Origin of the sequence: Actinomycetospora callitridis, from assembly GCF_028737265.1 — a bacterium.
Taxonomy (GTDB): domain Bacteria; phylum Actinomycetota; class Actinomycetes; order Mycobacteriales; family Pseudonocardiaceae; genus Actinomycetospora; species Actinomycetospora callitridis.
On the sequence record NZ_JAQZAK010000002.1, the window covers coordinates 515,449 to 535,438 of the forward strand.

Below are 19,990 nucleotides of genomic sequence, written 5' to 3' on the forward strand. Positions count from 1 at the left end.
GTCACGACCCCGCCGGGGTCGCGCGGACAGTGGGTTCGAGGGTGGGGTCGAGAGCGTCCTCGACGGCGGCGGCGGCGCCGTCCCGGTGGTGGACGAGGCGGCGCAGCCGCTGGACGGCGAGGCCGCTGGGCCCGCGGTCGTGCTCGCGCAGCAGGGTGCGCAGCACGCGCGTGCCGTCGCGGACGACGTGGAGGTTCGACCGCCCGTAGCGCCGCGGCATCTCCATGCTCGGCACCTCGGCGATCCGCAGGCCGGCCCGCAGCGCGGAGACCGTCAGCGACGTCTCCACCTCGAACCCGGGCCGGGTGAGGTCCAGGAAGGGCAGGCAGCGCCGGTGGAAGGCGACGTAGCCGTAGCAGAGGTCGGTCAGGAACGTGTCGTGCATCCGGTTGACCATGCCGACCAGCACGCGGTTCCCCCCGCGGCGCAGGCGCGTGATGTCGCGGGACCCGCCCCCGCCCATGAAGCGGGAGCCCTTGACGAAGTCGTAGCCGTTGTCGAGGAAGTGCAGGAAGTGCGGGATCTCCTCGGGGGCCATGCTGCCGTCGGCGTCGATCATGACGATGTGCTCGCCGGTGGCCGCCAGGAAGCCCTCGCGCAGCGCGTCACCCTTGCCCCGCCCGGACTGCTCGACGACCTGGATGTCGGGGCGCGCCGACTGCGCGAGCATCACGGTCGCGTCGCGCGAGTGCCCGTCGACGAGCACCACCTCGTCGACGCAGCCGGGCACCTGGGCGAGGACCCAGGAGATGTTGGTGGCCTCGTTCATGGCCGGGACCACCAGGGAGACCTTGTTCGGACGGGTCGCGGCCGGTCGGGGAACGACCCGCGCCGCCGGGACCTCGGGGAACACGGTGACGGGCGGCGGGACGAGGGGCACGCGACGTCCCTCCCCCACGTCCCCGTTGCGCTGGACGGTCAACATTCCTCCATCGGAAGGGAGGCGAATTCCCTGGACCAGGGACGTTACGACTCGGCTCGTGGCCCCGGATCGCTTCGGAGGAGCAGGCGAGCTAGTACGAATTCATCAGGGATCGACGATCCGGCCCACGTCGTCCTCCTGCTCCCGGACCAGCCGCACCGGCCGCGACGGGGTCGAGCCCGCTGTGACCCCCGAGAGCTCTGAGGCCTCCGTGAGCGGGGCGAGCCTCTCGGCGCGGGCGATGCGGACCGCCTCGAGCCGGCCGTGCACGCCGAGCTTCCGGAAGATTCGGTGGGTGTGCGTCCGGACGGTGTTCACCGCGACATCGAGGTGGTCGGCGATGTCGCGCGCGGAGAGCCCCTCGACGAGGGCGCGCAGCACCTCGACCTCGCGCTCCGTGAGCGCGCTGAGCCGCCCGGTCGGGCGCCGGGCCTCCGCGACGTCGCGGCGCATCCCGTCGAGGACGGTGGCGAGGAGCCGCGACGGATAGATGCCGTGGCCGTCGTGCACGAGGCGGACCGTCTCGGTGAGGTCCTCGACCGACGCCCCGGACGGCAGCCAGCCCGAGACCCCGGCGCGTGCCGCGTCGCACGCGCTGTCGTCGTCGCCGGGCTCCGCGAGGACCACCACGCGCGGCCCGACCGGGCGCTCGCGGAGGAGCTCCACGGCGCGTTCCCACCGTGGCGGGCGGATCGCCAGGTCGAGCACGACGACGTCGGCCCGCCGGGCCGCGAGCTCGTCCCAGGCCTCGTCGGCGCGCGCGGGCACGACGACGGTCAGCGACGGCTCACCCGACCACCGCGCGACGAGCAGGTCGTGCAGCAGCCGGTCCGCGACGACGAGCACCTGGACGGGACGCACGATCCGAGGACGCTAGGCATGACGTGCGCCACAGTCGTCCCCAAGATGGAGGAGAAACCGTCCGCAATCCGAACCGGAACCGTTCTGTGACGGGCCGTCAGGCAACCTCCGCCGCTGTACGACCGCACAGGCTTCGCTCCTGCCCCGAACGGCCTACACGGCCCGCGAAAGGTACCCGGATGTCGGTCACTCCGCGTGCTTGACGCGACCTCGATCGGGTGGTCACGCTGAACACACCGCCGGTGTGCTGGGGCGCCGAGGGAGGTTCCTGCGGGGGGAATGATGGATCTGGTGATAGGTGGGCGCGGAACGCTGCTCACCGATCTGCTCGGGACGACGCTCACCGGGCACGGGCACGCCGTGACGCTCGGGCCGGCCTCGCGGGAGGGGCTGGTCGGCGTCGTGGCGGCGGGCCGGCCGGACCTGGTGATCGCCGACCACCTCGCCGACGCCGACCGCGACGTCGCCGTGTTCGTCCGCGCCCTGCGTGACGCCGGGGCCGGGCGCTCCGCGGTCCTGGTGCTCACCTCCGACGACCTGCGCTCCTCCATCGACGCCGCCCTGGCCGCCGGCGCCCGTGCCTACCTGCACCGCAGTCACGGGGTCGAGTCCCTGCTCCGGGCGCTGCGGCGGGTGGCCGCCGGCGAGATCGTGATCAGCGCCCCGCGCGCGCCCGTGGACCAGGACCCGGCCGGGGCCCGCGCGCGGCGGCTGGTGTCGTTGCTGACCGAGCGTGAGGTCGAGTGCCTCTCCCTGCTCGTCGAGGGCGTGAGCACCCGCGAGATGGAGCGCCGCCTCGGCATCGCCACCCTGACGGTCCGCAGCCACGTGCAGTCGATGCTCTCGAAGCTCGGGGTGCACTCGCGGCTGGAGGCCGCCTCGCTCGCCGTGCGCCACGACCTCCTCGTCGGTCGAGCGCTGCCCTCCCGGGCCGGCTGACGGTGCGCGCCGACGCCGCCACCCTCCCCGACCTCACCGATCTCGCGTTCTGGGCGGCTCCCGAGTCCGAGCGGCTCGCCGCCTTCGCCCACCTGCGGGCCCTCGACCGTCCGGTGTTCTTCGCCGAGCCGCGGGTGCCGTTGCTGCGCCCCGGCGGCGGGTTCCACGCGCTGGTGCGCCACGCCGACGTGCTCGAGGCCAGCCGCCACACCGCCGTGTTCTCCAGCGAGCCGGCCGCGGTGAGCCCCGAGCCGCCGCCCTGGCTCCCGATGGTGTTCGGCCGTCCCCTGGTGAACACGGACGACCCCCGGCACGCCCGCCTGCGCCGGATCGTGTCCCGCGCGTTCGCCCCCCGGCGTCTCGAGGCCCTCGACGTCGAGATCGCGCAGATCGTCGACGAGATCGTCGCCCGGCTGGAGCGCCGGGGCTCGGGCGACTTCGTGGCCGACGCGGCCCGCGAGCTGCCGATCCACGTGATCTGCTCGATGCTCGGGATCCCGCGTGAGCGACGCGGGTACGTCCTCTCGCGGATCGACGTCATGACCGAGTACTCCGGGGTGCGCGGGGAGATGCACCGCCTCGCCACGGCCCGGCTGCTGCTGGGGAACCTGCGGGCGATCGTCGACCTGCGCCGGTTCGTCGTGGGCCTCGGGAGGCAGCGCCGGCGCGACCCGGGCGACGACATCCTGTCGGCGCTGGTCACCGCCGACGTCGACGGCGAGCGGCTCTCGCTGCGGGAGCTGGGGTCGTTCTTCGACCTGCTCCTCGTCGCGGGCAACGAGACCGTGCGCAACGCCGCGTCGCACGGGCTGGTGCTGCTCTCGGAGAACCCCGGGCAGCGCGAGCGGCTCGCGGCCGACCCGGACGCGCTGATGGGCACCGCGATCGAGGAGATCGTCCGGATCTGCTCCCCGATCATCCAGTTCCGGCGCACGCTGACCCGCGACCACGAGCTGCGCGGCCACCCGCTGCCGGCCGGGTCCAAGGTGGTGCTGTTCTACGGCTCGGCCAACCGGGACGAGCACGTCTTCGACGCCCCCGACGCCTTCGACGTCGGGCGCCGGCCCAACCCGCACGTCGGCTTCGGCGGGCCCGGCGCGCACCTCTGCCTCGGCGCCCACCTCGCCCGCCGCGAGCTGGGGGCCCTGTTCCGGGCGGTGCTCGCGCGCCTGCCCCACCTGCGGGCGGCCGGGCCGGCGGTGCCGCTGCGCTCGTCGTTCGACCACGGGATCGTCGCGCTGCCGTACACCGTGTGACTCCTCAGGGGCGCACGACCCTCGCGCGCACCGACGCGGCTCGTTTGAGGACCCTGTCGGCGGCGGCGTAGAGGCGCGGGTCCTCGAGCACCCGGTTGCGCAGCCGCCGCACCGGCTCGCGGCGCGCCCAGTGCACCGCGGCGGACGGGCCACGACGCACGATCCGGCCCTCGGCGACGACCAGGTCGCGGCTGCGGAAGCAGTCCTTGTAGCCCTTGGCGCCGCGCCCCATGTCGATCTCGACGATGCCGTCGGCCGCGGCGTGCTCGGCGAGCATCAGGTGGTGCAGCAGGCCCGGGGAGTAGTGGCGGAACCCGAGGTCGAACGCCGGGAACCAGCCGGCGAGCGACGATCCGCTGCGCAGGCCGAAGTGCCCGGCGACCGGGGTGTCGCCGGCCCGGAGCACCGAGAGCGTGCCGGCGAACGACTCGGTGCGCGTGTCCAGCAGCGACTCGAGCAGCTCGCGGATCCAGGGGACGCGGAACCGGTCACTGCGTCCGGTGCGCTGGTACTGCTGCGACTTCCACTCCATGATCTGGCGCAGCCCGTCCGGGTCCGCGGTGCCGAGCGTGAACGTCACGGCGCCGTGGGCGCGCCCGAGCGCGCGGCCCTTGCGCTCCAGCTCGGAGAGGAACGACTTCGACCGCGAGCGCACGTGCGCCCGGAACGCCGCGTAGCCGCCGCCGAGGTCCATCACCGGCGACGGCACGCGCAGCGCCTGGAAGCGCTCGAACGGCTTCTGGCCGTCGACGAGGTGGTCGAACTCCCACACCGAGAGCCCGCACGCCCGCAGGAGCTGCTGGGGGTCCCATTCGACGTCCGGAGCGTGCACCAGCCCGTGCGCGTCGGTGAGCCCGGGTGCGGGCGGGGTGCCGTAGCCCAGCGGCCCGCGCTCGAAGGGGAAGAACCCGACGATGCCGGCCGACTCCTCCAGCACCGCGACGCGCAGCTGCGGGCGCACCCGCCCCACGGCCAGCACGAACTCCGGCGCGAGGAACGGGTGCGCCGTCGCCCCGGAGCCCTGGAAGGCGCGCCAGCTCTCGAGGTCGGACGCGCCGAGCTCGTCCGGACGGACCACCCTGATCTGCACGTCGTCGCCCCCACGTCGCCCGGGGTCCCCACCCCCGGCCCTGTGCCCGGCAAGCCTAGGGACGTGAAGGTCATGTGACGTCGTGCGAGTGGACCACCCGACGTAAGCACCGTGCGGGTGGCCCCGGCTCCGGCGCTACCTCGGACAGAGGCAGAACGGGTGGCCCACGGGGTCGAGGAGGACCCGCCACCGATCGCCCGGCTGGTCGTCGGGCAGCGACGCGCCGAGCTCACGGGCCCGGTCGGTGGCGGCGTCGAGGTCGTCCACCGCGAGGTCGAGGTGGTAGCGCTTGGTGCCCTCGGGGTCCGGCCACGGCGGCGCGACCCAGCCCGGCACGCGGCCGAAGCCGATGGGCGCGCCCTCGCCCGAGATCATCGCGTACTCGTCCTCGGCGTGGACGACGTCCCAGCCGAGGAGGGCGCCGTAGAACGTGGCCTGCGCCCGCGGGTCGGGGCCGTCGAGATTGATCATGGCGAGTGTCGTGGACATGCCGCGGACGCTAGGACCCGTTCCTGACAGGGTGCGTCATGTTCGCGTGCGTCCCCGTGTGGAACGAGGGACGCCCTCGATGCGCCCCACGCACCCAGGGACGCCCTCGCTCCGCCACCACCCGGAGCACCTCGGTTCACCCCATCCGGTGGACCCGCCCGATCCGGGCGCCCGAGGGCTAACGGTTCCGGCACACGCTTCGACAACCGGGCACACAGCGTCCGACCGGCCGCTGGAGCGCTAGGCCGTTCGGGGGTCGATCATGGGGCAGCACCACCGGCGGGAGGACACCCTCGTGACGCCGGCAGCGGTCCCGGGCCCCGTCCCGGCGCCCGCCCACCGCTTCGTGCCGCAGGACGCCCCGCCCGCCGGGCTCGGCTACCCCGCGCCGACGTCCTACCGCCCGCACCCGGTCACCGGCGTGCCCACCCCGCCCCACGGCGCGGTGGCCGCCCGCACCGTCGGCGCCGTCCGCACGGCGCCGCGCACCGCCCGCCCCGGGACCCGCGCCCCGCTGGCCGTCGCTGTCGCGGGTGCCGCGATCGCGCTGATCGGGATCGGCTCGCAGCTCCCGTCGCTCGTCGACGCGGTGGCCACCACGACCGCGAGCGCACCGAGCCCCGCGAGCGCCCCCGTCTCCCCGACCGTCGCCCACCAGTGCGCCACGATCGTCGCCGACGCCCTGGACGACACCGTCACCTCGCTCGGGCAGACGCCGAGCGACGGGTGGGCCGGGGTCGTCGACGCCCGTGGGGACGCGCTCGCCGCGACCTACGGCGCCACCTCGCCCGAGCACGACGCCTTCGTCGCCGGCTCGGACGACATCCTCGGCTGGCTGCGCGACGGCTCGACCGAGGACTACGGCACGGTCACCACCCGCGTCGCCCAGACCGTCGCCACGACCTGCGGCTCCTGACCCGTGAGCGAAGTTCCCGGCTATAGCCGGGAACTTCGCTCACGTGGGCGGCGGCGACGGACGATGCCGGCGGCGGCGAGCAGGGCGGAGACGCCGGCGGTCGCGACCGCGACGTCGCGCAGCACGATCGGCAGGAGCACCACGCCGGTCGAGCCCGCCGAGAGCAGGCCGCGGCCGTCGCCGATCGCGGGCTTCGACACGTCCGTCGGCGAGGTACCGGACGCCGCGTCCGGACGGTCCCCGGGCGGGAGCCGGTGCTCCGGGGCGTTGTCGGCGGGCGCGGTCTGCGGCGGGGCGGTGTCGGTCACGAGCATCTCGTGGCCCGAGTCCGACCACGCGTCCTCGAAGGTCTCCCGCGGCACCACCGAGATCGCGCCGCTCGGGTCGCCGGGGTCGGCGAGGTACACGTTCTCGTCGTCGATCCCCGTCACCACGACGGCGTGGTTCGCGTCGGAGCCGCCGTCGGAGGGGTCGTCCTCCGCGCCGTACCAGACCTCGTCGGAGTCGACGTAGGCGATGATGTCGCGATCCCGGTCGAGCAGGAGCTCGAGGTCCTTCAGGCTCCCGTGCGTGGTGGTCGCGGGGATGCCGTAGCTCTCGAGCAGTGCCTCGCCGTCCGACGACGTCATGCCCGACGCGTCGTCCGGGGCCCCGTCGCCGTCGGTGTCGGTGGTGGTGAGCCAGCCGTGCTCGACCGCGCGGGCCACGACCTCGCCCTCGCCGACGTTGGTGCGCTGCCACTCGCCCACGACCTGCGCGACCGCCGCCGGCACGCAGTAGCCGTTGACCGACTGCGCGTACCAGTACGACGAGGCCTGCTCGGGGTCGCCGTGCATGCCGTGGTCCTCGCGGGCCGCCGAGGCGTCCGCGGGCAGGGCCCCGTCCCGGAAGTTGTCCTCGTGGCGGTACCAGTCGGTCGACCGGCCGCCGTCGGAGACCGGGTGGACCTCGTCGTCGGCGACCAGCCCGTCGCCGTCCGCGTCGGTCCACGCGAGGTCGAGCACGCCGTCGCCGTCGGTGTCCACCGCCGTGACGTCGACCAGCCCGTCGCCGTCGAGGTCGGTGAAGACGTCGCCGGGCTCGTCCTGCACGGCCGGGTGTCCCGCGTCGAAGTCCACGCCGCTCCGACGTCGCCGGGAGGGCGGGATGTTCCGGGCCGGGTTCTCAGGGCTTGGGGGCCCTCAGGCCTGCGTGATGAGCGAGTCGGTGCGGATCGCCGAGATGTGCCGGTCGCGGGCGGTGCGACGGGCACGGTCCGACGCCTGGTTCTGCGCGACGCTGACGCCCAGCAGGGCACCGGTCACGAAGAACACGCCGATGACGACCACGGCCACGATGACGAACATCCGTCTCTCCTCTTCGAGAGCGCCGGGAACGTCCCGGCACTCACGGATCCAGACGGCTGTCCCCCGTCGTGGTTGGCGGACGGCGCCCGTCGGCAACGTCACGGGCGTCGTCTCCCGCGCCGGACGCAACCTCCGCGCCGTCACGCGCCCGTGACACGCGAGCGGGCGTCGCGGGGGTGGGACGGGGGTACGCAGCCCGGTGATGAGCAGCGACCCGAAGGTCCCCACCGAGAAGAAGCCCGACGAGAAGAACCCCGACACGGCGCCCGACGCCGCCCCCGAGGAGGTCGAGCCGGCCTTCGACATCGACCTCGAGCCCGACGAGCAGGGCCTGGCCGGCTCGGGCGAGGAGCCCTCGGGCTGACCGACCGGACTCACCAGCCCAGGAGCCCCGGCAGCCGCCGGCTCACGGCGGTGGACAGCGTGCGGCTGTAGGAGGCCGTGAGGTGGTTGTCGTCGAGGTAGACGAGCACGTTGCCGATCTCGGGCGGGCAGGTCGTCGGGGTGCAGATCTCGTCGCTGAGGTCGAGGAACCCGACGTTGTCCGGCACGCCGTCGAGGAGCGCGTACGGCGGGTCCGCGGCCAGGAGCTCCCCGCGGGGGATCTCGCAGTCGGGGGCACCGCGCCCCAGCGCCTCGAGACACTCCGCGGGGCGGTGGTCGAAGCGCGGGTTGTCGCGCACCGCGACGACGGGGACGCCGGCGGCGTCGAGGCGCTGCCAGGCGGCCACGAAGCCCTCCGGGGTCTGCTCGGTGAGCCCCTGGCGGACGTCGCGTGACGCGCTGACGACCACCGCGTCCGGCGGTGCGGCGGCGAGGTGCTCGATCGCGGCCTCGTTCCACTCGAGGCACGAGGCGTCGCCCGGGTCGGTCTCCGAGGCGGTCGAGAACGGGCAGCGCGCGCGGACGAGCGTGCGCACCTCCCAGTGCTGCTCCCGCGCGAGCGGCTCGAGGGCCGGGAGGATCTGCTGCATGTGGGAGTCGCCGACGAGGGTGACCCGGCGCTGCGGCTCGCCCTCGGCGCGGACCGGCACGCACTCCTCGAGCACGGGGTGGTCGGCCACCGGGGCGCATCCGTCCCGGTAGTCCGCCCAGTCGTCCTGCAGCCGCGCCAGCGACGGCTCCACCGGCGCGGCGGGGTCGCCGTCGACGACGTGGTCGGCCGACAGCGCCCCGGGATCCAGGGCCAGGGCGCCCGGGTGGGAGGGGTCGCCGAGGGCGACGGGCGCGCCCGCACCGGCCGCCGCGACGGCCGACCACACGCCGAGCGCGACCAGCGCCGGGACCAGGCAGGCCGCCACGAGCGCGGGCGCCCGCACCCGGCCCAGCCGCGCGAGCGAGACCCCGCGCAGCGGCTCCTCGAGGAGGTGGTGGGTGGCGATCGCGAGCGCCACCGACACCGCGACGACCACCATCCCGCCGAGCGGCCCCGCGCTCGGGAGCCCGGCGAGCACCAGGAACACGACGAGCACCGGCCAGTGCCACAGGTAGAGCGGGAAGCTGATCTTTCCGAGGTACTGGGCGGCGCGCGTGGAGAGCAGCCGGTCGGCACCCCCGGCGCGGCCCGCCACGATGATCGCGACCGCGGACAGCACCGGCCACAGCGCGAGGTGGCCGGGGAAGGCGGCGCCGACGTCGAGGACCGCGCCGCACGTCACGAGGCCGGCGACGCCGACCCAGCCGAGCACGGCGCGGGCGGCCTTCCCCAGACGCACCCGGTCGATCACGAGGGCGAGGACGCCGCCGAGGGCGAACTCCCAGATGCGCGTGCGGGCGTCGAAGTAGGCGAAGGCCTGGTCGGACGCGGTGGCAGTCACCGAGTGCACGAAGGACGCGAGCGCGACGGCGGCGAGGGCCGCGAGCAGCGCGGCGCGCACGTCGGCACCCCGGAACCGGGCCCACCGCGCCACGGCGAGCACCAGCAGCGGGGCCAGCAGGTAGAACTGCGCCTGGATCGACAGCGACCAGAAGTGCTGGGCGACGCTCGCGGCGCCGTTGTCGGCGTAGTAGTCGACCGAGTCCAGCGCGAGGCGCCAGTTCTCGACGAAGAACGCCGAGGCCAGCAGCTCGTGCAGGTTGCGCGACCACGTCGAGGCCGGGAGCAGCACGGCCGCGACCGCCGTGCTCACGGCGAGGACCAGCCCGGCGGTGGGGACCAGCCGCCAGAACAGCCGGGTCCAGGTGGTGGCGAGCGCGACCCGCTCGCCCCGGATCGCGCTGCGCGCGGTCATCCCGAGGATGAAGAAGCCCGAGAGCAGGAAGAAGACGTCGACGCCGCCGGAGACGCGCCCGATCCAGACGTGGTAGACGACGACGAGGACGGCGGCGAGACCCCGCAGCCCCTCGATCTCGGGACGGCGCGCGCTGCGGGTCGTGCCCGGCGCGCGATCGACGGTCTCGAGACCCGCCACTCGTGCTCCCCCTCGTCCTCACCCCGTCACACCCTGCGGCAGCCCGCTCGCTGCCGGTGACCAGCCTCCCGCACGGCCCGTGAGGTGCGGATGCCGGGCCGGGGCACGTGCTCTACTGGGCGCGATGGACACCGCGGAGATGCCCAGACGCACCCGCAAGCGGCACGAGCGCCACGACCGCGTCTTCGAGGCCGCGGTGGCGCTGATCGTCGAGAAGGGCTTCGACGAGACCTCGATGAACGACGTCGCCGCCCGCTCGGGCCTCTCGCGGACCACGGTGTTCAACCACTTCCCCCGCAAGATGGCGTTCCTCGACGAGTGGGCCCTGCGGCGGCGCGAGCGCGCGGCCTCGTCGTTCGCGCACGATCCCGCGGCCCCGCTGCCGCTGCGCGAGGTCCTCGGCCGCTACCTCGCGGCCCTGGCCGACCTCAACGTCGAGACCCGGCGCGAGACGGTCGCCCTGATGCCCCCGCGGCTGCGTCACACCGACTGGCTGGTGAGCCATCCCCTCGGGCGCGACCTCGCCGAGTTCGTCATCGACTCGGGCGTCGCCCTGCGCCCCCACGCCGGCCCGGACCAGATCGGCCGGATGCTGGCGCTCGGCTACTTCTCGGCCGTGATCCGCTGGATCGACGTCGAGCCCGCGCCGTTCGACCTCGCCACCGAGCTCTCCGACCTGCTCGAGACCGTGCTCGCGGGCGCCCTCGCCGAGTGATCGCCTCGCCGGATGATCAACGAGGCACCACACTGATCGGGTGAGCGTGCCGCGGCGTCTCGTCGTCTCCTGCGACGGCACCTGGAACACCGCCACCGACGACACCAACGTCGCGCGCCTCCACGCACGGCTCGCGACCGCCGACGACCAGCTGCCGCGCTACTTCCCGGGCGTCGGCACCGACGGCGGGCCGGTCCGCCGGGTGCTCGACGGGGCGCTCGGGACCGACCTCGGCGAGCACGTCCGCGAGGTCTACCGCTGGCTGGCCGAGACGTTCCGGCCCGGCGACGAGCTCGTGCTCCTCGGCTTCAGCCGCGGGGCGTTCACCGTGCGCAGCACCGTGGGGATGCTCGCGCAGTGCGGGCTGGTGACCTTCACCCCCGACCAGGACGACGCGGCGCGCACCGCGGTCGTCGCGCGTGTGTTCACCGAGGGCTACCGGGCCGAGGGCGACCTGTCCGGCGCCGGGCTCGCCTTCCACCCCGGCTTCGGCCCCGACGACAGGGCCCCCGTCGCCTTCCTCGGCGTGTGGGACACGGTCGGCGCGTTGGGGATCCCGCGCACGTTCGGGCTGCTCTCGGGCCTGACCGGCCGGGCCGGCGTCGCGTTCCACGACCTCGAGCTGGCCCCGGACGTCCGGCACGCCCGCCAGGGGCTGGCGGCCGACGAGCGGCGCGGGCCGTACGTGCCCTCGGCGTGGCCGACGCCGCCGGCCGGTCGGCACGCGTCCTTCGCCCAGGTCTGGTTCCCCGGCGGACACGGTGACGTCGGCGGCGGCAAGCCCGGGACCGGGCTGTCCGACGGCGCGCTGCGCTGGATGGTCGAGGAGCTCGACGCCACGGTCGCCCCGCGCTGGCGCGAGGACGTCCCACCGCTGCCCCCGGGCCGGCCGTGCGCGGACCTCGACGACGGCGTCGACGGCGTGTGGCGCGTGCTGAGCCCCCGCCCGCGCGCCGTCCCGCGGATCGTCGAGGGCGCGCCGGACGTGCACGCCTCGGCCGTCGCCCGCCGGCAGTGTCATCTCCTGGGCGATCTCGTCCCGCCGTACCGCCCGGGGCGCGTGCTCGAGCCCGGCGAGACGGCCGAGGTCACGGTCGAGGCGGCCGAGCCGTGGGTGGAGACCGGGCTCTACGTGGTGCCGGGGCGCTACGCGCTGGCGGTGTCCGGTCGCTGGCGCGACCACCTCGTCGCCTCCCCCGGCACCGGGGCGTCCCCCTGGCCGGTCACCTCGTGGCCCGCCTACGGGGTGGGGACCGCGCTCGACGGGGTGCGCCGCCTGATCGAGCGCGTCACCGGCAACCCCCGCAGCGACGTCGTCGGCAGCCGGCGGGTCCCCGAGGCGCGGTGGCTCGAGCTCGTCGTCACGGTGGCCGACGACGTCGTGGACGTCGACGGCACGGTGCGCGAGGGCACGACCCTGCCGATCGGACCCACCGGCGGGCGCGAGCTCGTCGTGGGCCGCGGCGGCTACCTCTACGCCTTCGCCAACGACGCGTGGACCGGCTACCTCTCCAACGCCGGCGCGGTGACCCTGTGGGTGACGCGCCTCCCCTGACGAGGGCCTCCACCGGCCGTGGAGACATGTCGCGCTGCGGTTGTCCCTCGTCCGAGTGAGTCCGTGACACGACCGTTATCGAGTCGTGACCTCACTCGTTGTCCTGCTCATGGGAACGCAGCGTCACGTTCCCCGAGGCACGCGGGGCTCGCCCTCGTGCGCCGCCAACCGCTTCCCACCTGACGCGAGGGGTTCTTCCGTATGGGCATGCACTCTGCTCGCCGCACCGGCTCGATGACGGCCGTCGCCGGTCGCGGGCTGTTCACCGCCACCGCCGCGTTCGCCCTGATCGGCGGCGGTACCGGGATGGCGTTCGCCGGCGAGGCGCCCTCGTCCCACGGCCACGAGAGCTCGCACGGCGAGGCCGAGCACGGCAGCGAGCACCAGGACGACTGCGAGATCCCGATCGTCGACCCGGCGAACGAGCAGCTCGACGCCACCGTCAACGGCGCCACGGGCAACGCCACCGCCCGGGCCCTCGAGGCCGGCAACGAGGCCGTCGCCCCGGTGCACGACGCGGTCTGCCCGCCGGCGAGCGAGATCCTCGGCCAGCTCCCGTCCGCCGGTGACGAGGAGGAGGACGAGGAGGCCACCGAGCAGGCGACCTCGGAGGCGACCTCCGAGGAGTCCGAGGCCACCTCCGAGGTGTCCGAGCACTCCGCGTCCTCGGCCACCCCGGCGCCCACGGTCACCGACATCCCGGCCATGGTGCCCGCCGCGTCCTGATCCAGGACGCCGCACAGCCCGCGGCCCCGGTGACGTCCCCGAAACGTCACCGGGGCCGCTTGCTGTCCGCCTCCGGCCGGGTCAGCCCGCCGGCAGGAGCGCTCCGATGTCGGTGACCTGGTCGGCGGGCGGCGGTGCCACCGTCACCGGCAGGCCGTGCTCGGTGAGGTCCACGGTGACCGTGGTCGAGGTCGCGGGACGGCCCGGGCGCTCGGGGGCCGTGGTGGTCTGGACGATGCGGCGCAGCAGTCCCTGCTCGTCGACCCAGCAGTCGGTCGGCAGGCGGTTCGTGCCGATCTGCGCGACGAGGCGGTCGATCGCCGGTCGCTGCGCCGGGTCCGCCGCCGCGGGGGTGGCGAGCAGGTCCACGGTCGCGGCGTAGTGCGTCGTGGGCGTCCCGTCCACCGGCTCCGGCCCCACCAGACGGGCCTCGGTGACGCCCTGCAGGGCGGCGACCTGCTGCAGCGGGTCGGTCGGCGTCCCCGCGAGCTGTGGCAGCGGGCCACCGAGCGTCGCGGCCGCCAGCCGGTCGAGCGCGATCGACGCCCACGGCCGCCCGCCGGGCACCAGGAGCGCGATCGTCGGCGGCACCTGCGCGTAGAGCTGCCCACCGACCAGCAGCACCCGCGTCCCGCCGCCGAGCAGGGGCACCGTGACCGTCGTGTCGGCGCTGCGCGCGACGAGGTCCGCGACGCCGCTGCCCGTCACCTCGGTGCCGGGCGTGCCCGGCGGGCCGGTGCGGGACGTGAACGCCACTCGCGCGGTGCGCTCCTCGTAGGTGCGGCCGACCGCGTCGCGGACCTCGGTGAGCGGATCCTCGCTGCCGCACCCCGCGACCAGCGCGAGCAGGAGCGCGAGGACGGCCAGGACCCCGGAGCGGCTCGCCATCCGATCAGTATCGCTGTCCCGGCACCGTCTCTGGCCGTCGCACCGCGACGGCCCCGACCCGCGAGGTGCGGGCCGGGGCCGGGGCGGCGCTGGGGAGCGGGGCCTGTGGGGGATGTGACTGTGACAGCGGGGTGTGACGAGGTCAGTGCAGGCTGCGGGTGCGGCGCGCGCGGGAGTTCTCCTCGAGGCGCTGGCGCCAGAGCTCCCAGGTGTCGGGGTCGATCGCCTGCCCGGCCGGCGGCGTGTGCGGCGTCCGCGGCGAGGGCAGGAGCGCCGGGCGGGCCGCCCGGACGTTGCCGGCCGGGAGGGCGGGCATGCTGCCGGTGAGCGGCTCCCAGGGCCAGGACTCGCGCACCGCCCGGGAGCGGTGGAAGCCGAGGCCCATGATCCAGCCGAAGATCAGGTGGCCGACGAGCGAGAGCGTCAGCGTCGTCGCCGTGACCGGGAACATCATGGTCTGCCCCTGCGGCGCGATCCAGACGGTGGCGATCAGGCCGGCCCACACGGGGAAGACCGAGAACGCCACGGCGGCCAGGACCGCCACCCGGCGCGAGCACTTCTGCAGCCCCATCGCCGAGGCGATCGCGAAGAACGTGATGCCGATGCCGCCGCCGTCGCCGATGTAGCGCCAGAGGTAGCCGACGACCGCGCCGGAGGTCAGGTCGTCCGGGTCGCCGGTGATCCAGGTGCCCATCACCGGGATGAAGTCGGCCCACCAGCCGAAGACGTGGACGGTGGTCAGCCGGAAGCCGTCGTAGATCGCGCAGCCGACGACGCCCCAGAGCATGCCGTCGGCGACGACGCGATCACCCCGGTGCGGCGCGAGCACGGTGAGGGCGACGATCGCGGCGGCCAGGGGGATGACGAGGACCGGGGCCGAGTCCTGCATCCTGATGACGCCGAACACGTGGGCGGAGATCGCCAGCAGCGGCAGGGCCGCCAGCATCAGGTGGAGCCCGATCCGCAGCAGGCCGGCACCGTCGCGACCACGGGGGCCTGCCGTGGTGCCCGGACCCGACCCCGTGGCGGGGCGCTCCGGTGTGGTCGTCGTGTTCATCGCCGGGAACGCTAGGGAATCGGCCGGGCACACACCGCGAACCTGAGAGAGCCTGAGGAGAGCGCCGCCCACGCGCCGTCGACGCGCGACGACCGGCCGAGTCGCTCACCCGTTCGGAGCACGGCGAGCGGTGGTGCCGACCGCGCTCCCCTCATCTCCGACAGAACGGACGGACCGCCGGCGACGACCCGCCCGGGACGCGCGCCGAACGGGTCGTGGCGCGGGTCCGTGTGATGTCGCTGCGAGGCCGGCGCCGTCCGTCGGACCGGTCGTCGACGCCGGGCCGACACCACCCCGTGACCGGACCGAGATCGGCGCGGGTGGCGGCCCCGGGGGTCGACCGACCGAGTTTGAGGGCGTGTGCAGGCAGGATGGAGCAGCCATCCGCCGCGAGGGGCACGCCGTTCGGCCCAAGGACACGCTCGGAAGCACCTTGAGGCCTCGGTCGGGTGACAATCTGTTCGCACATGAGCACGATCCGCACGGCCGCGCGGTGGGCGCGAGACGCCCGCCCGGACCGACCCGGGAGACGCCCTCGATGACCGACGTGGTGACCCACGCCGACCCCTCGTCCGGCGACGGCCGACGCGGACCACGCAGCCGCCGCGCCCACCGTGGCCTCCGCGTTCCCGGTAGCGCCCCCGGCAGTGTGCCCGGCACCGACCGCACGGAGGACGACGGCCGCCCGCGTCACCGGCGCGCCCCCGGCACTGCGCCGTTCGTGGCGCCGACGACCGGCGGCACCCGTCACCGCGCGGCGCACCGTGACGCCGCCGACGCTCCCGGCCCCGCCGGCGACGACGACCCCACGACCCCGATCGCGCTCGCCACGACCGCCCACGCACCCACGGCGCAGGTCGACCCTGCCGAGGCCGCGACCACCCACGTCGTCGCGACCGCGGCCCCCGCGTCGACCGCGGCGACGGCGGTGACCGCGCTGACCTCGCCCACGTCGACCGGCAGGCACGCCGCGCTCGACGCCCCGGCCGCGCCCGACACCGTCACCGTGCTCGGGCCGCCGAGCGGGCGCCACGCCGCCCCGACCTCCCGGGTCGCCACCGCCGCGCCGACCACGACCGCGTCGCCGACCACGGCCCCCGGGAGCGCGGCGGGCGGGACCGTTGAGACGTCCGCGCGCCGTCGGGGCCTCCCCCTGCGCGCCACGATCGGTCTGATCGGCGGCGGCGGGGTGGCCGCGCTCTTCGCGCTGACCACGCCCGGCTCGCCGGTGTCGACGTCCGCCCCGCTCGAGGCGGCCCCGTCGTCGGCGGCGCCCGCGGGCCTGTTCTCCCCGGTCGTGCCGAGCAGCCCGGACGCCTCGTCGTCGTCGGCCCTGCCCGTGGTGCCGGTGACGCCGCCCGCGGTGTCCACCACCCCGGCCAGCGAGGGGCCGCAGCCCGTGATCGGCGCCCTGTTCGACGCTGCGTCCGGGGCGTTCTCCGACCTGTTCGACAACAGCGCCAACGACGGGCTGGTCGAGAACGGACCCCGCCCACGGATCGTCGCGAACCCGGACGACCCGGACCGTCAGGCCTGGCAGTTCTCCCTCGGCCCCGGCGGCAAGCGCAGCGAGGTGCTGCCGCAGGGCCCGGGCACCGAGCCGGTCGATGGCGACCAGCAGTTCGTCCGCTACACCGCGCAGCTCTCCGACGACTTCCCCACGGACACGGGCAACTGGCAGGTGATCCTGCAGTGGCACCACACGTCGCCCAACGGGTCGCCGCCGCTCGCGCTCCAGGTCACCCGCGGACAGCTCTACATGGTCAGCGAGGGCGACGACATGCAGGCGATCGGGCCGGTGTCGCCGGGCCAGCGGATCGACCTGACGATGAAGATCACGTTCGCGCAGGACCCGAGCGAGGGCTCGGTGACGGTGTGGCGGGACGGCCGTCCCACCGGCGTCACGAACTGGAGCCCGCGTGACGGGACGATGAGCACGCACGCGGCCTACCTGAAGATGGGCATGTACCGCGCGCAGGCCATCCGCGAGGGCGGCTCGATCATCGTCACCGACCTCAAGATCGGTCGGACCGCCGCGGGGATCGGCGGCATCGGGCCGCGCGCCCGGGACTAGCTCGGGCCCGGCCTCACGCGCGACCGGCACCCCGGGCCCCTAACCTGGCTCGATGCCCAGCCGCGTCCCCGACCTGGTGCGGGGACGCCCCGAGCCGGCGCCGGGCGCGCCGCGGCGCGGGTGGCGCCGGGCGGTGGCGGCGGCGGCTCTCGCGGTCGTCCCGGTGCTGCTCGCCGCCCTGGTGCTCCTGCCCGACCTGGTCGGTCTGGACCACCACCTGCCGTTCGCCGTGTTCGCGGCCCTGCGGCCCCTGCTCACGGTGCTCGCGGCGGCGGGCGTGGTGCTCGCGCTGGTGGTGCGCCTCCGTCGGCCCCGTCGGCGGCCCCGGGGGCGGGTCGGTGCCGTCGGACTCGCCGGCGTGGCGGTGGTCGTCGCCCTGGCCGCGGCGTTCGTCGTCCCCCGCGCGATCGCCGACGAGCCGCCCCCACCCGGCGGCACCCCGCTGACCGTGCTGTCGTTCAACGCCTTCGAGGGCCAGGCCGACGTCGACGCCCTCGCCGAGGTGATCCGCCGCGAGCGACCCGACCTCGTCGTGCTGCCCGAGGCCGGCGAGCGCTTCCGCGCGCGGATCGCGGCCCTGGTGCCCGGCTACCGGTCGTGGACCAACGTGCCGGCGCGTGCCGCCGACGTCCGGGGCATCGTCGTCCTCGCGTCACCGCGCGCCGGCGACGTCACCGCCCGGACGATCTCCGACGCCCCCGGCACCCCGACGGACACCCGCTATCCGTGGGCCGAGGTCACCGGCGGGATCCTCGGCCCGGTGCACCTCGGCGCGGTGCACGTCGTCTCGATCGTGCCGGGGTGGATCGGCTACTGGCCCGGCGAGCTCGAGCTGCTGCAGCGGTGGTGCTCCCGGCCGGGTGGCGGGTCGCTCGTCGTCGGCGACCTCAACGCCACGCCGGACCACTCCGCGTTCCGCTCGGGCACCCGGGGGTGCGCCGACGCCGCCACCGAGCGCGGCGAGAGCCTGACCTCGACCTGGAACGCGGGATGGCCCCGAGTCGTCGGCGCGCAGATCGACCACGTGCTGACCAGCGGCGGCCCGCGGGCCCGCGACGTGACGGTGCTCGACGTGCCGGGCTCGGACCACCGCGCCCTGCTCGTGCACCTGCGGCTCTGAGAGGCCGGGCTCCAGGAGCAAAGGCACCTATCACCCGGGCCCGAGGGTCGGACCGGCGCTGAGGACGCTTCGAGAACCGAAGCATCGCCAGCACAGGCATCACCTGCCGCGACACCGACCGGCCGCGACAGGTCGTCACGCGCGCCGAGCACGCTTCGAGGCTCGTCAACCAGGCCCTGGGCTCAGGAGGCCCGGCTCAGGACGCGTGCCGCGCCGGCGCCGGCATCGCGTGGGCGTGCCGCGGGCGCACGGGCTCACCGCGCAGGTCGCGGTGACCGCCGACGAGCCCGCACCAGGAGCAGTCGGGCATCGGTACGACCACGCGCTGGGGCCCGGTGACGGGGCCGGGGTCGGGCTCGACGACCGCGAGCACGGCGGGCGAGCGCCGGCCGCGCACCGAGCGGACCACCCGACGCAGCGCGAAGCGCAGGATCACCACGAGCAGGAGCGCGGCGAGGGCGACCACCGCGAGCCACTTGGCGAGGAGCACGGCGCAGAACGCGATGAGCAGGCCGACGATCGCCGTCGTCACCCTCGCGTCGTCGTCCACGCGGACGAGGGTACGTCCACCGAGGGATCGTCCGGTGTCACATCGTCCCCGCGTGTCCCTGAGTGATCACGAGTCACACGGGCGGGAGAGGTCGCTCACGGACCGGTGAGGGGCCCGGCAACGACCCCGGACACGACGAAGCCCCGTGCGGCCACCGGGTCGGGGGTCCGGTGGCCGCACGGGGCACCCGGGATGTCGTGCCGGGTCCGCCGGTCGTTACACCGTCTCCGGAGAAATCTGGGGGGAAGACTCGTCGGGCCAGGCGACGGTCCGGGTCCGCACCGTCACACCGCCCGGGGTGCGCCCACCGGCCAGGGCCGCGGCGCGCGCGCAGAACTCGACCCACAGCAGGTACTGGATCTGCTTGGCCAGCCCGAGGCGGCTGTAGAGCACGTCGGCGACGGGGTCGCCCGCGCGGGCCCAGGTGGTGATCGCGAACTCGAGGTCGCCGTCGACGAGGTCGCGGGCCGCGAACTCGATCTGGCCGGCCTCGAGGTGCCCGGTCAGCGTCCCGAGCAGGAACGACGTCGGATCGCGGCGCAGCACCCGCACCGGCCCGTCCCACGGCCCGGGCATGCGCACGACGAGCTCCTCGCCGACCGCCATCGCCCCGCTCGCCGCGACGTAGTCGAAGCGGGCGACGCCGGGCACCACCGCGCGGTTCATGTTCCGGGCGAGGGCGTCGACGAGCTCGACCGCGCCGCGCTGCGCGCCGTCGACGCGCACCCGGAACTCGCGGTGCAGCGCCGGCCCGTACCCCGCCTCGAGGGGCTGGTCGCGGTCGGTGGCGTCGGTCATGCGCGGCGGCAGGTCCCGGTGGTCGCCGATCTCCTCGACGACGTGCACCGCGACGTCCGGGCGCACGCAGCGCCAGAGGACACCCGCGACGCCGCGCGGGAGGCGGGTCAGCATGAGGGCCTCGCGCAGCACCTGGCGCGGCCCGGGGATCCAGGCGGAGGTGCCGAGGGAGAGCTCAGGGGCCGGCACAGGCGTCGTGGGGGTGGCCGTCATGGGCCCTGCGTACCCCGGAACAGCGCCGTCCTCCCCCGACGCCGCCGACGTCACGTCACCGGGG

The 19,990-nt window shown here is 75.1% G+C and carries 20 protein-coding genes; 9 read left to right on the plus strand and 11 right to left on the minus strand.

Annotated elements, in window-relative coordinates; all coding sequences use genetic code 11:
- Position 1: 1 nt before the first annotated feature.
- Both PH191_RS08375 and PH191_RS08380 read right to left on the minus strand, forming a co-directional pair.
- Positions 2-880 (minus strand): glycosyltransferase family 2 protein, encoded by an 879-nt coding sequence (locus PH191_RS08375; RefSeq protein ID WP_274194160.1) that lies wholly within the window; start codon positions 878-880, stop codon positions 2-4.
- 147 nt (positions 881-1,027) lie between these two features.
- A complete protein-coding gene (locus PH191_RS08380; protein ID WP_274194161.1) occupies positions 1,028-1,783 on the minus strand; it encodes a LuxR family transcriptional regulator in 756 nt (251 codons plus the stop codon).
- A gap of 279 nt (positions 1,784-2,062) precedes the next feature.
- Between PH191_RS08380 and PH191_RS08385 the strand changes: the two genes are divergently transcribed.
- Complete coding sequence (locus PH191_RS08385) at positions 2,063-2,722, plus strand: LuxR C-terminal-related transcriptional regulator (protein WP_274194162.1); 660 nt, start codon at positions 2,063-2,065, stop codon at positions 2,720-2,722.
- Positions 2,723-2,724: 2 nt separating this feature from the next.
- Positions 2,725-3,978 (plus strand): cytochrome P450, encoded by a 1,254-nt coding sequence (locus tag PH191_RS08390; RefSeq protein ID WP_274194163.1) that lies wholly within the window; start codon positions 2,725-2,727, stop codon positions 3,976-3,978.
- Between the two features lie 4 nt (positions 3,979-3,982).
- Here PH191_RS08390 and PH191_RS08395 read toward each other — a convergent pair whose 3' ends face one another.
- Both PH191_RS08395 and PH191_RS08400 read right to left on the minus strand, forming a co-directional pair.
- The gene (locus tag PH191_RS08395) at positions 3,983-5,068 is read right to left on the minus strand and encodes a GNAT family N-acetyltransferase (protein WP_274194164.1); all 1,086 of its coding nucleotides are present in this window, start codon (positions 5,066-5,068) and stop codon (positions 3,983-3,985) included.
- A 135-nt stretch (positions 5,069-5,203) separates the two neighbouring features.
- The gene (locus PH191_RS08400) at positions 5,204-5,557 is read right to left on the minus strand and encodes a VOC family protein (RefSeq protein WP_274194165.1); all 354 of its coding nucleotides are present in this window, start codon (positions 5,555-5,557) and stop codon (positions 5,204-5,206) included.
- 295 nt (positions 5,558-5,852) lie between these two features.
- Between PH191_RS08400 and PH191_RS08405 the strand changes: the two genes are divergently transcribed.
- Positions 5,853-6,473 (plus strand): hypothetical protein, encoded by a 621-nt coding sequence (locus PH191_RS08405; protein WP_274194166.1) that lies wholly within the window; start codon positions 5,853-5,855, stop codon positions 6,471-6,473.
- Between the two features lie 20 nt (positions 6,474-6,493).
- On the opposite strand, the gene PH191_RS08410 is transcribed toward PH191_RS08405, so the two are convergent.
- Entirely contained in the window at positions 6,494-7,591 is a 1,098-nt protein-coding gene (locus PH191_RS08410; RefSeq protein ID WP_274194167.1) for a C39 family peptidase, read from the minus strand.
- A gap of 63 nt (positions 7,592-7,654) precedes the next feature.
- Positions 7,655-7,819: a hypothetical protein gene (locus PH191_RS08415; RefSeq protein WP_274194168.1), complete on the minus strand. Its 165-nt coding sequence runs from the start codon at positions 7,817-7,819 to the stop codon at positions 7,655-7,657.
- A gap of 202 nt (positions 7,820-8,021) precedes the next feature.
- Here PH191_RS08415 and PH191_RS08420 point away from each other — a divergent pair, with 202 nt between their 5' ends.
- A complete protein-coding gene (locus PH191_RS08420; RefSeq protein ID WP_274194169.1) occupies positions 8,022-8,183 on the plus strand; it encodes a hypothetical protein in 162 nt (53 codons plus the stop codon).
- A 10-nt stretch (positions 8,184-8,193) separates the two neighbouring features.
- Here PH191_RS08420 and PH191_RS08425 read toward each other — a convergent pair whose 3' ends face one another.
- A complete protein-coding gene (locus PH191_RS08425) occupies positions 8,194-10,230 on the minus strand; it encodes an acyltransferase family protein (RefSeq protein ID WP_274194170.1) in 2,037 nt (678 codons plus the stop codon).
- A 139-nt stretch (positions 10,231-10,369) separates the two neighbouring features.
- Between PH191_RS08425 and PH191_RS08430 the strand changes: the two genes are divergently transcribed.
- From PH191_RS08430 to PH191_RS08440, 3 genes are all read left to right on the plus strand, one after another.
- Positions 10,370-10,945, plus strand: a complete 576-nt coding sequence (locus PH191_RS08430) for a TetR/AcrR family transcriptional regulator (RefSeq protein ID WP_274194171.1) — start codon at positions 10,370-10,372, stop codon at positions 10,943-10,945.
- A gap of 40 nt (positions 10,946-10,985) precedes the next feature.
- Positions 10,986-12,500 carry a phospholipase effector Tle1 domain-containing protein gene (locus tag PH191_RS08435; RefSeq protein WP_274194172.1) on the plus strand — a complete coding sequence of 505 codons (1,515 nt, stop codon included), beginning with the start codon at positions 10,986-10,988 and terminating at the stop codon, positions 12,498-12,500.
- 207 nt (positions 12,501-12,707) lie between these two features.
- On the plus strand, positions 12,708-13,226 hold the full coding sequence (locus tag PH191_RS08440; RefSeq protein ID WP_274194173.1) for a hypothetical protein: 519 nt from the start codon (positions 12,708-12,710) through the stop codon (positions 13,224-13,226).
- 81 nt (positions 13,227-13,307) lie between these two features.
- Here the strand turns inward: PH191_RS08440 and PH191_RS08445 are convergent, their stop codons facing one another.
- Both PH191_RS08445 and PH191_RS08450 read right to left on the minus strand, forming a co-directional pair.
- Positions 13,308-14,114 carry an SCO4651 family lipoprotein gene (locus tag PH191_RS08445; protein ID WP_274194174.1) on the minus strand — a complete coding sequence of 269 codons (807 nt, stop codon included), beginning with the start codon at positions 14,112-14,114 and terminating at the stop codon, positions 13,308-13,310.
- Between the two features lie 142 nt (positions 14,115-14,256).
- The gene (locus PH191_RS08450) at positions 14,257-15,171 is read right to left on the minus strand and encodes a hypothetical protein (RefSeq protein WP_274194175.1); all 915 of its coding nucleotides are present in this window, start codon (positions 15,169-15,171) and stop codon (positions 14,257-14,259) included.
- Between the two features lie 538 nt (positions 15,172-15,709).
- Here PH191_RS08450 and PH191_RS08455 point away from each other — a divergent pair.
- Together PH191_RS08455 and PH191_RS08460 are read left to right on the plus strand one after the other, a co-directional pair.
- The gene (locus PH191_RS08455; protein WP_274194176.1) at positions 15,710-17,245 is read left to right on the plus strand and encodes a heparin lyase I family protein; all 1,536 of its coding nucleotides are present in this window, start codon (positions 15,710-15,712) and stop codon (positions 17,243-17,245) included.
- A gap of 52 nt (positions 17,246-17,297) precedes the next feature.
- The gene (locus PH191_RS08460) at positions 17,298-18,365 is read left to right on the plus strand and encodes an endonuclease/exonuclease/phosphatase family protein (protein WP_274194177.1); all 1,068 of its coding nucleotides are present in this window, start codon (positions 17,298-17,300) and stop codon (positions 18,363-18,365) included.
- A 196-nt stretch (positions 18,366-18,561) separates the two neighbouring features.
- Here the strand turns inward: PH191_RS08460 and PH191_RS08465 are convergent, their stop codons facing one another.
- Together PH191_RS08465 and PH191_RS08470 are read right to left on the minus strand one after the other, a co-directional pair.
- Entirely contained in the window at positions 18,562-18,915 is a 354-nt protein-coding gene (locus tag PH191_RS08465; RefSeq protein WP_274194178.1) for a hypothetical protein, read from the minus strand.
- A gap of 216 nt (positions 18,916-19,131) precedes the next feature.
- Positions 19,132-19,926 carry a DUF1990 family protein gene (locus PH191_RS08470; RefSeq protein WP_274194179.1) on the minus strand — a complete coding sequence of 265 codons (795 nt, stop codon included), beginning with the start codon at positions 19,924-19,926 and terminating at the stop codon, positions 19,132-19,134.
- Positions 19,927-19,990 lie beyond the last annotated feature (64 nt).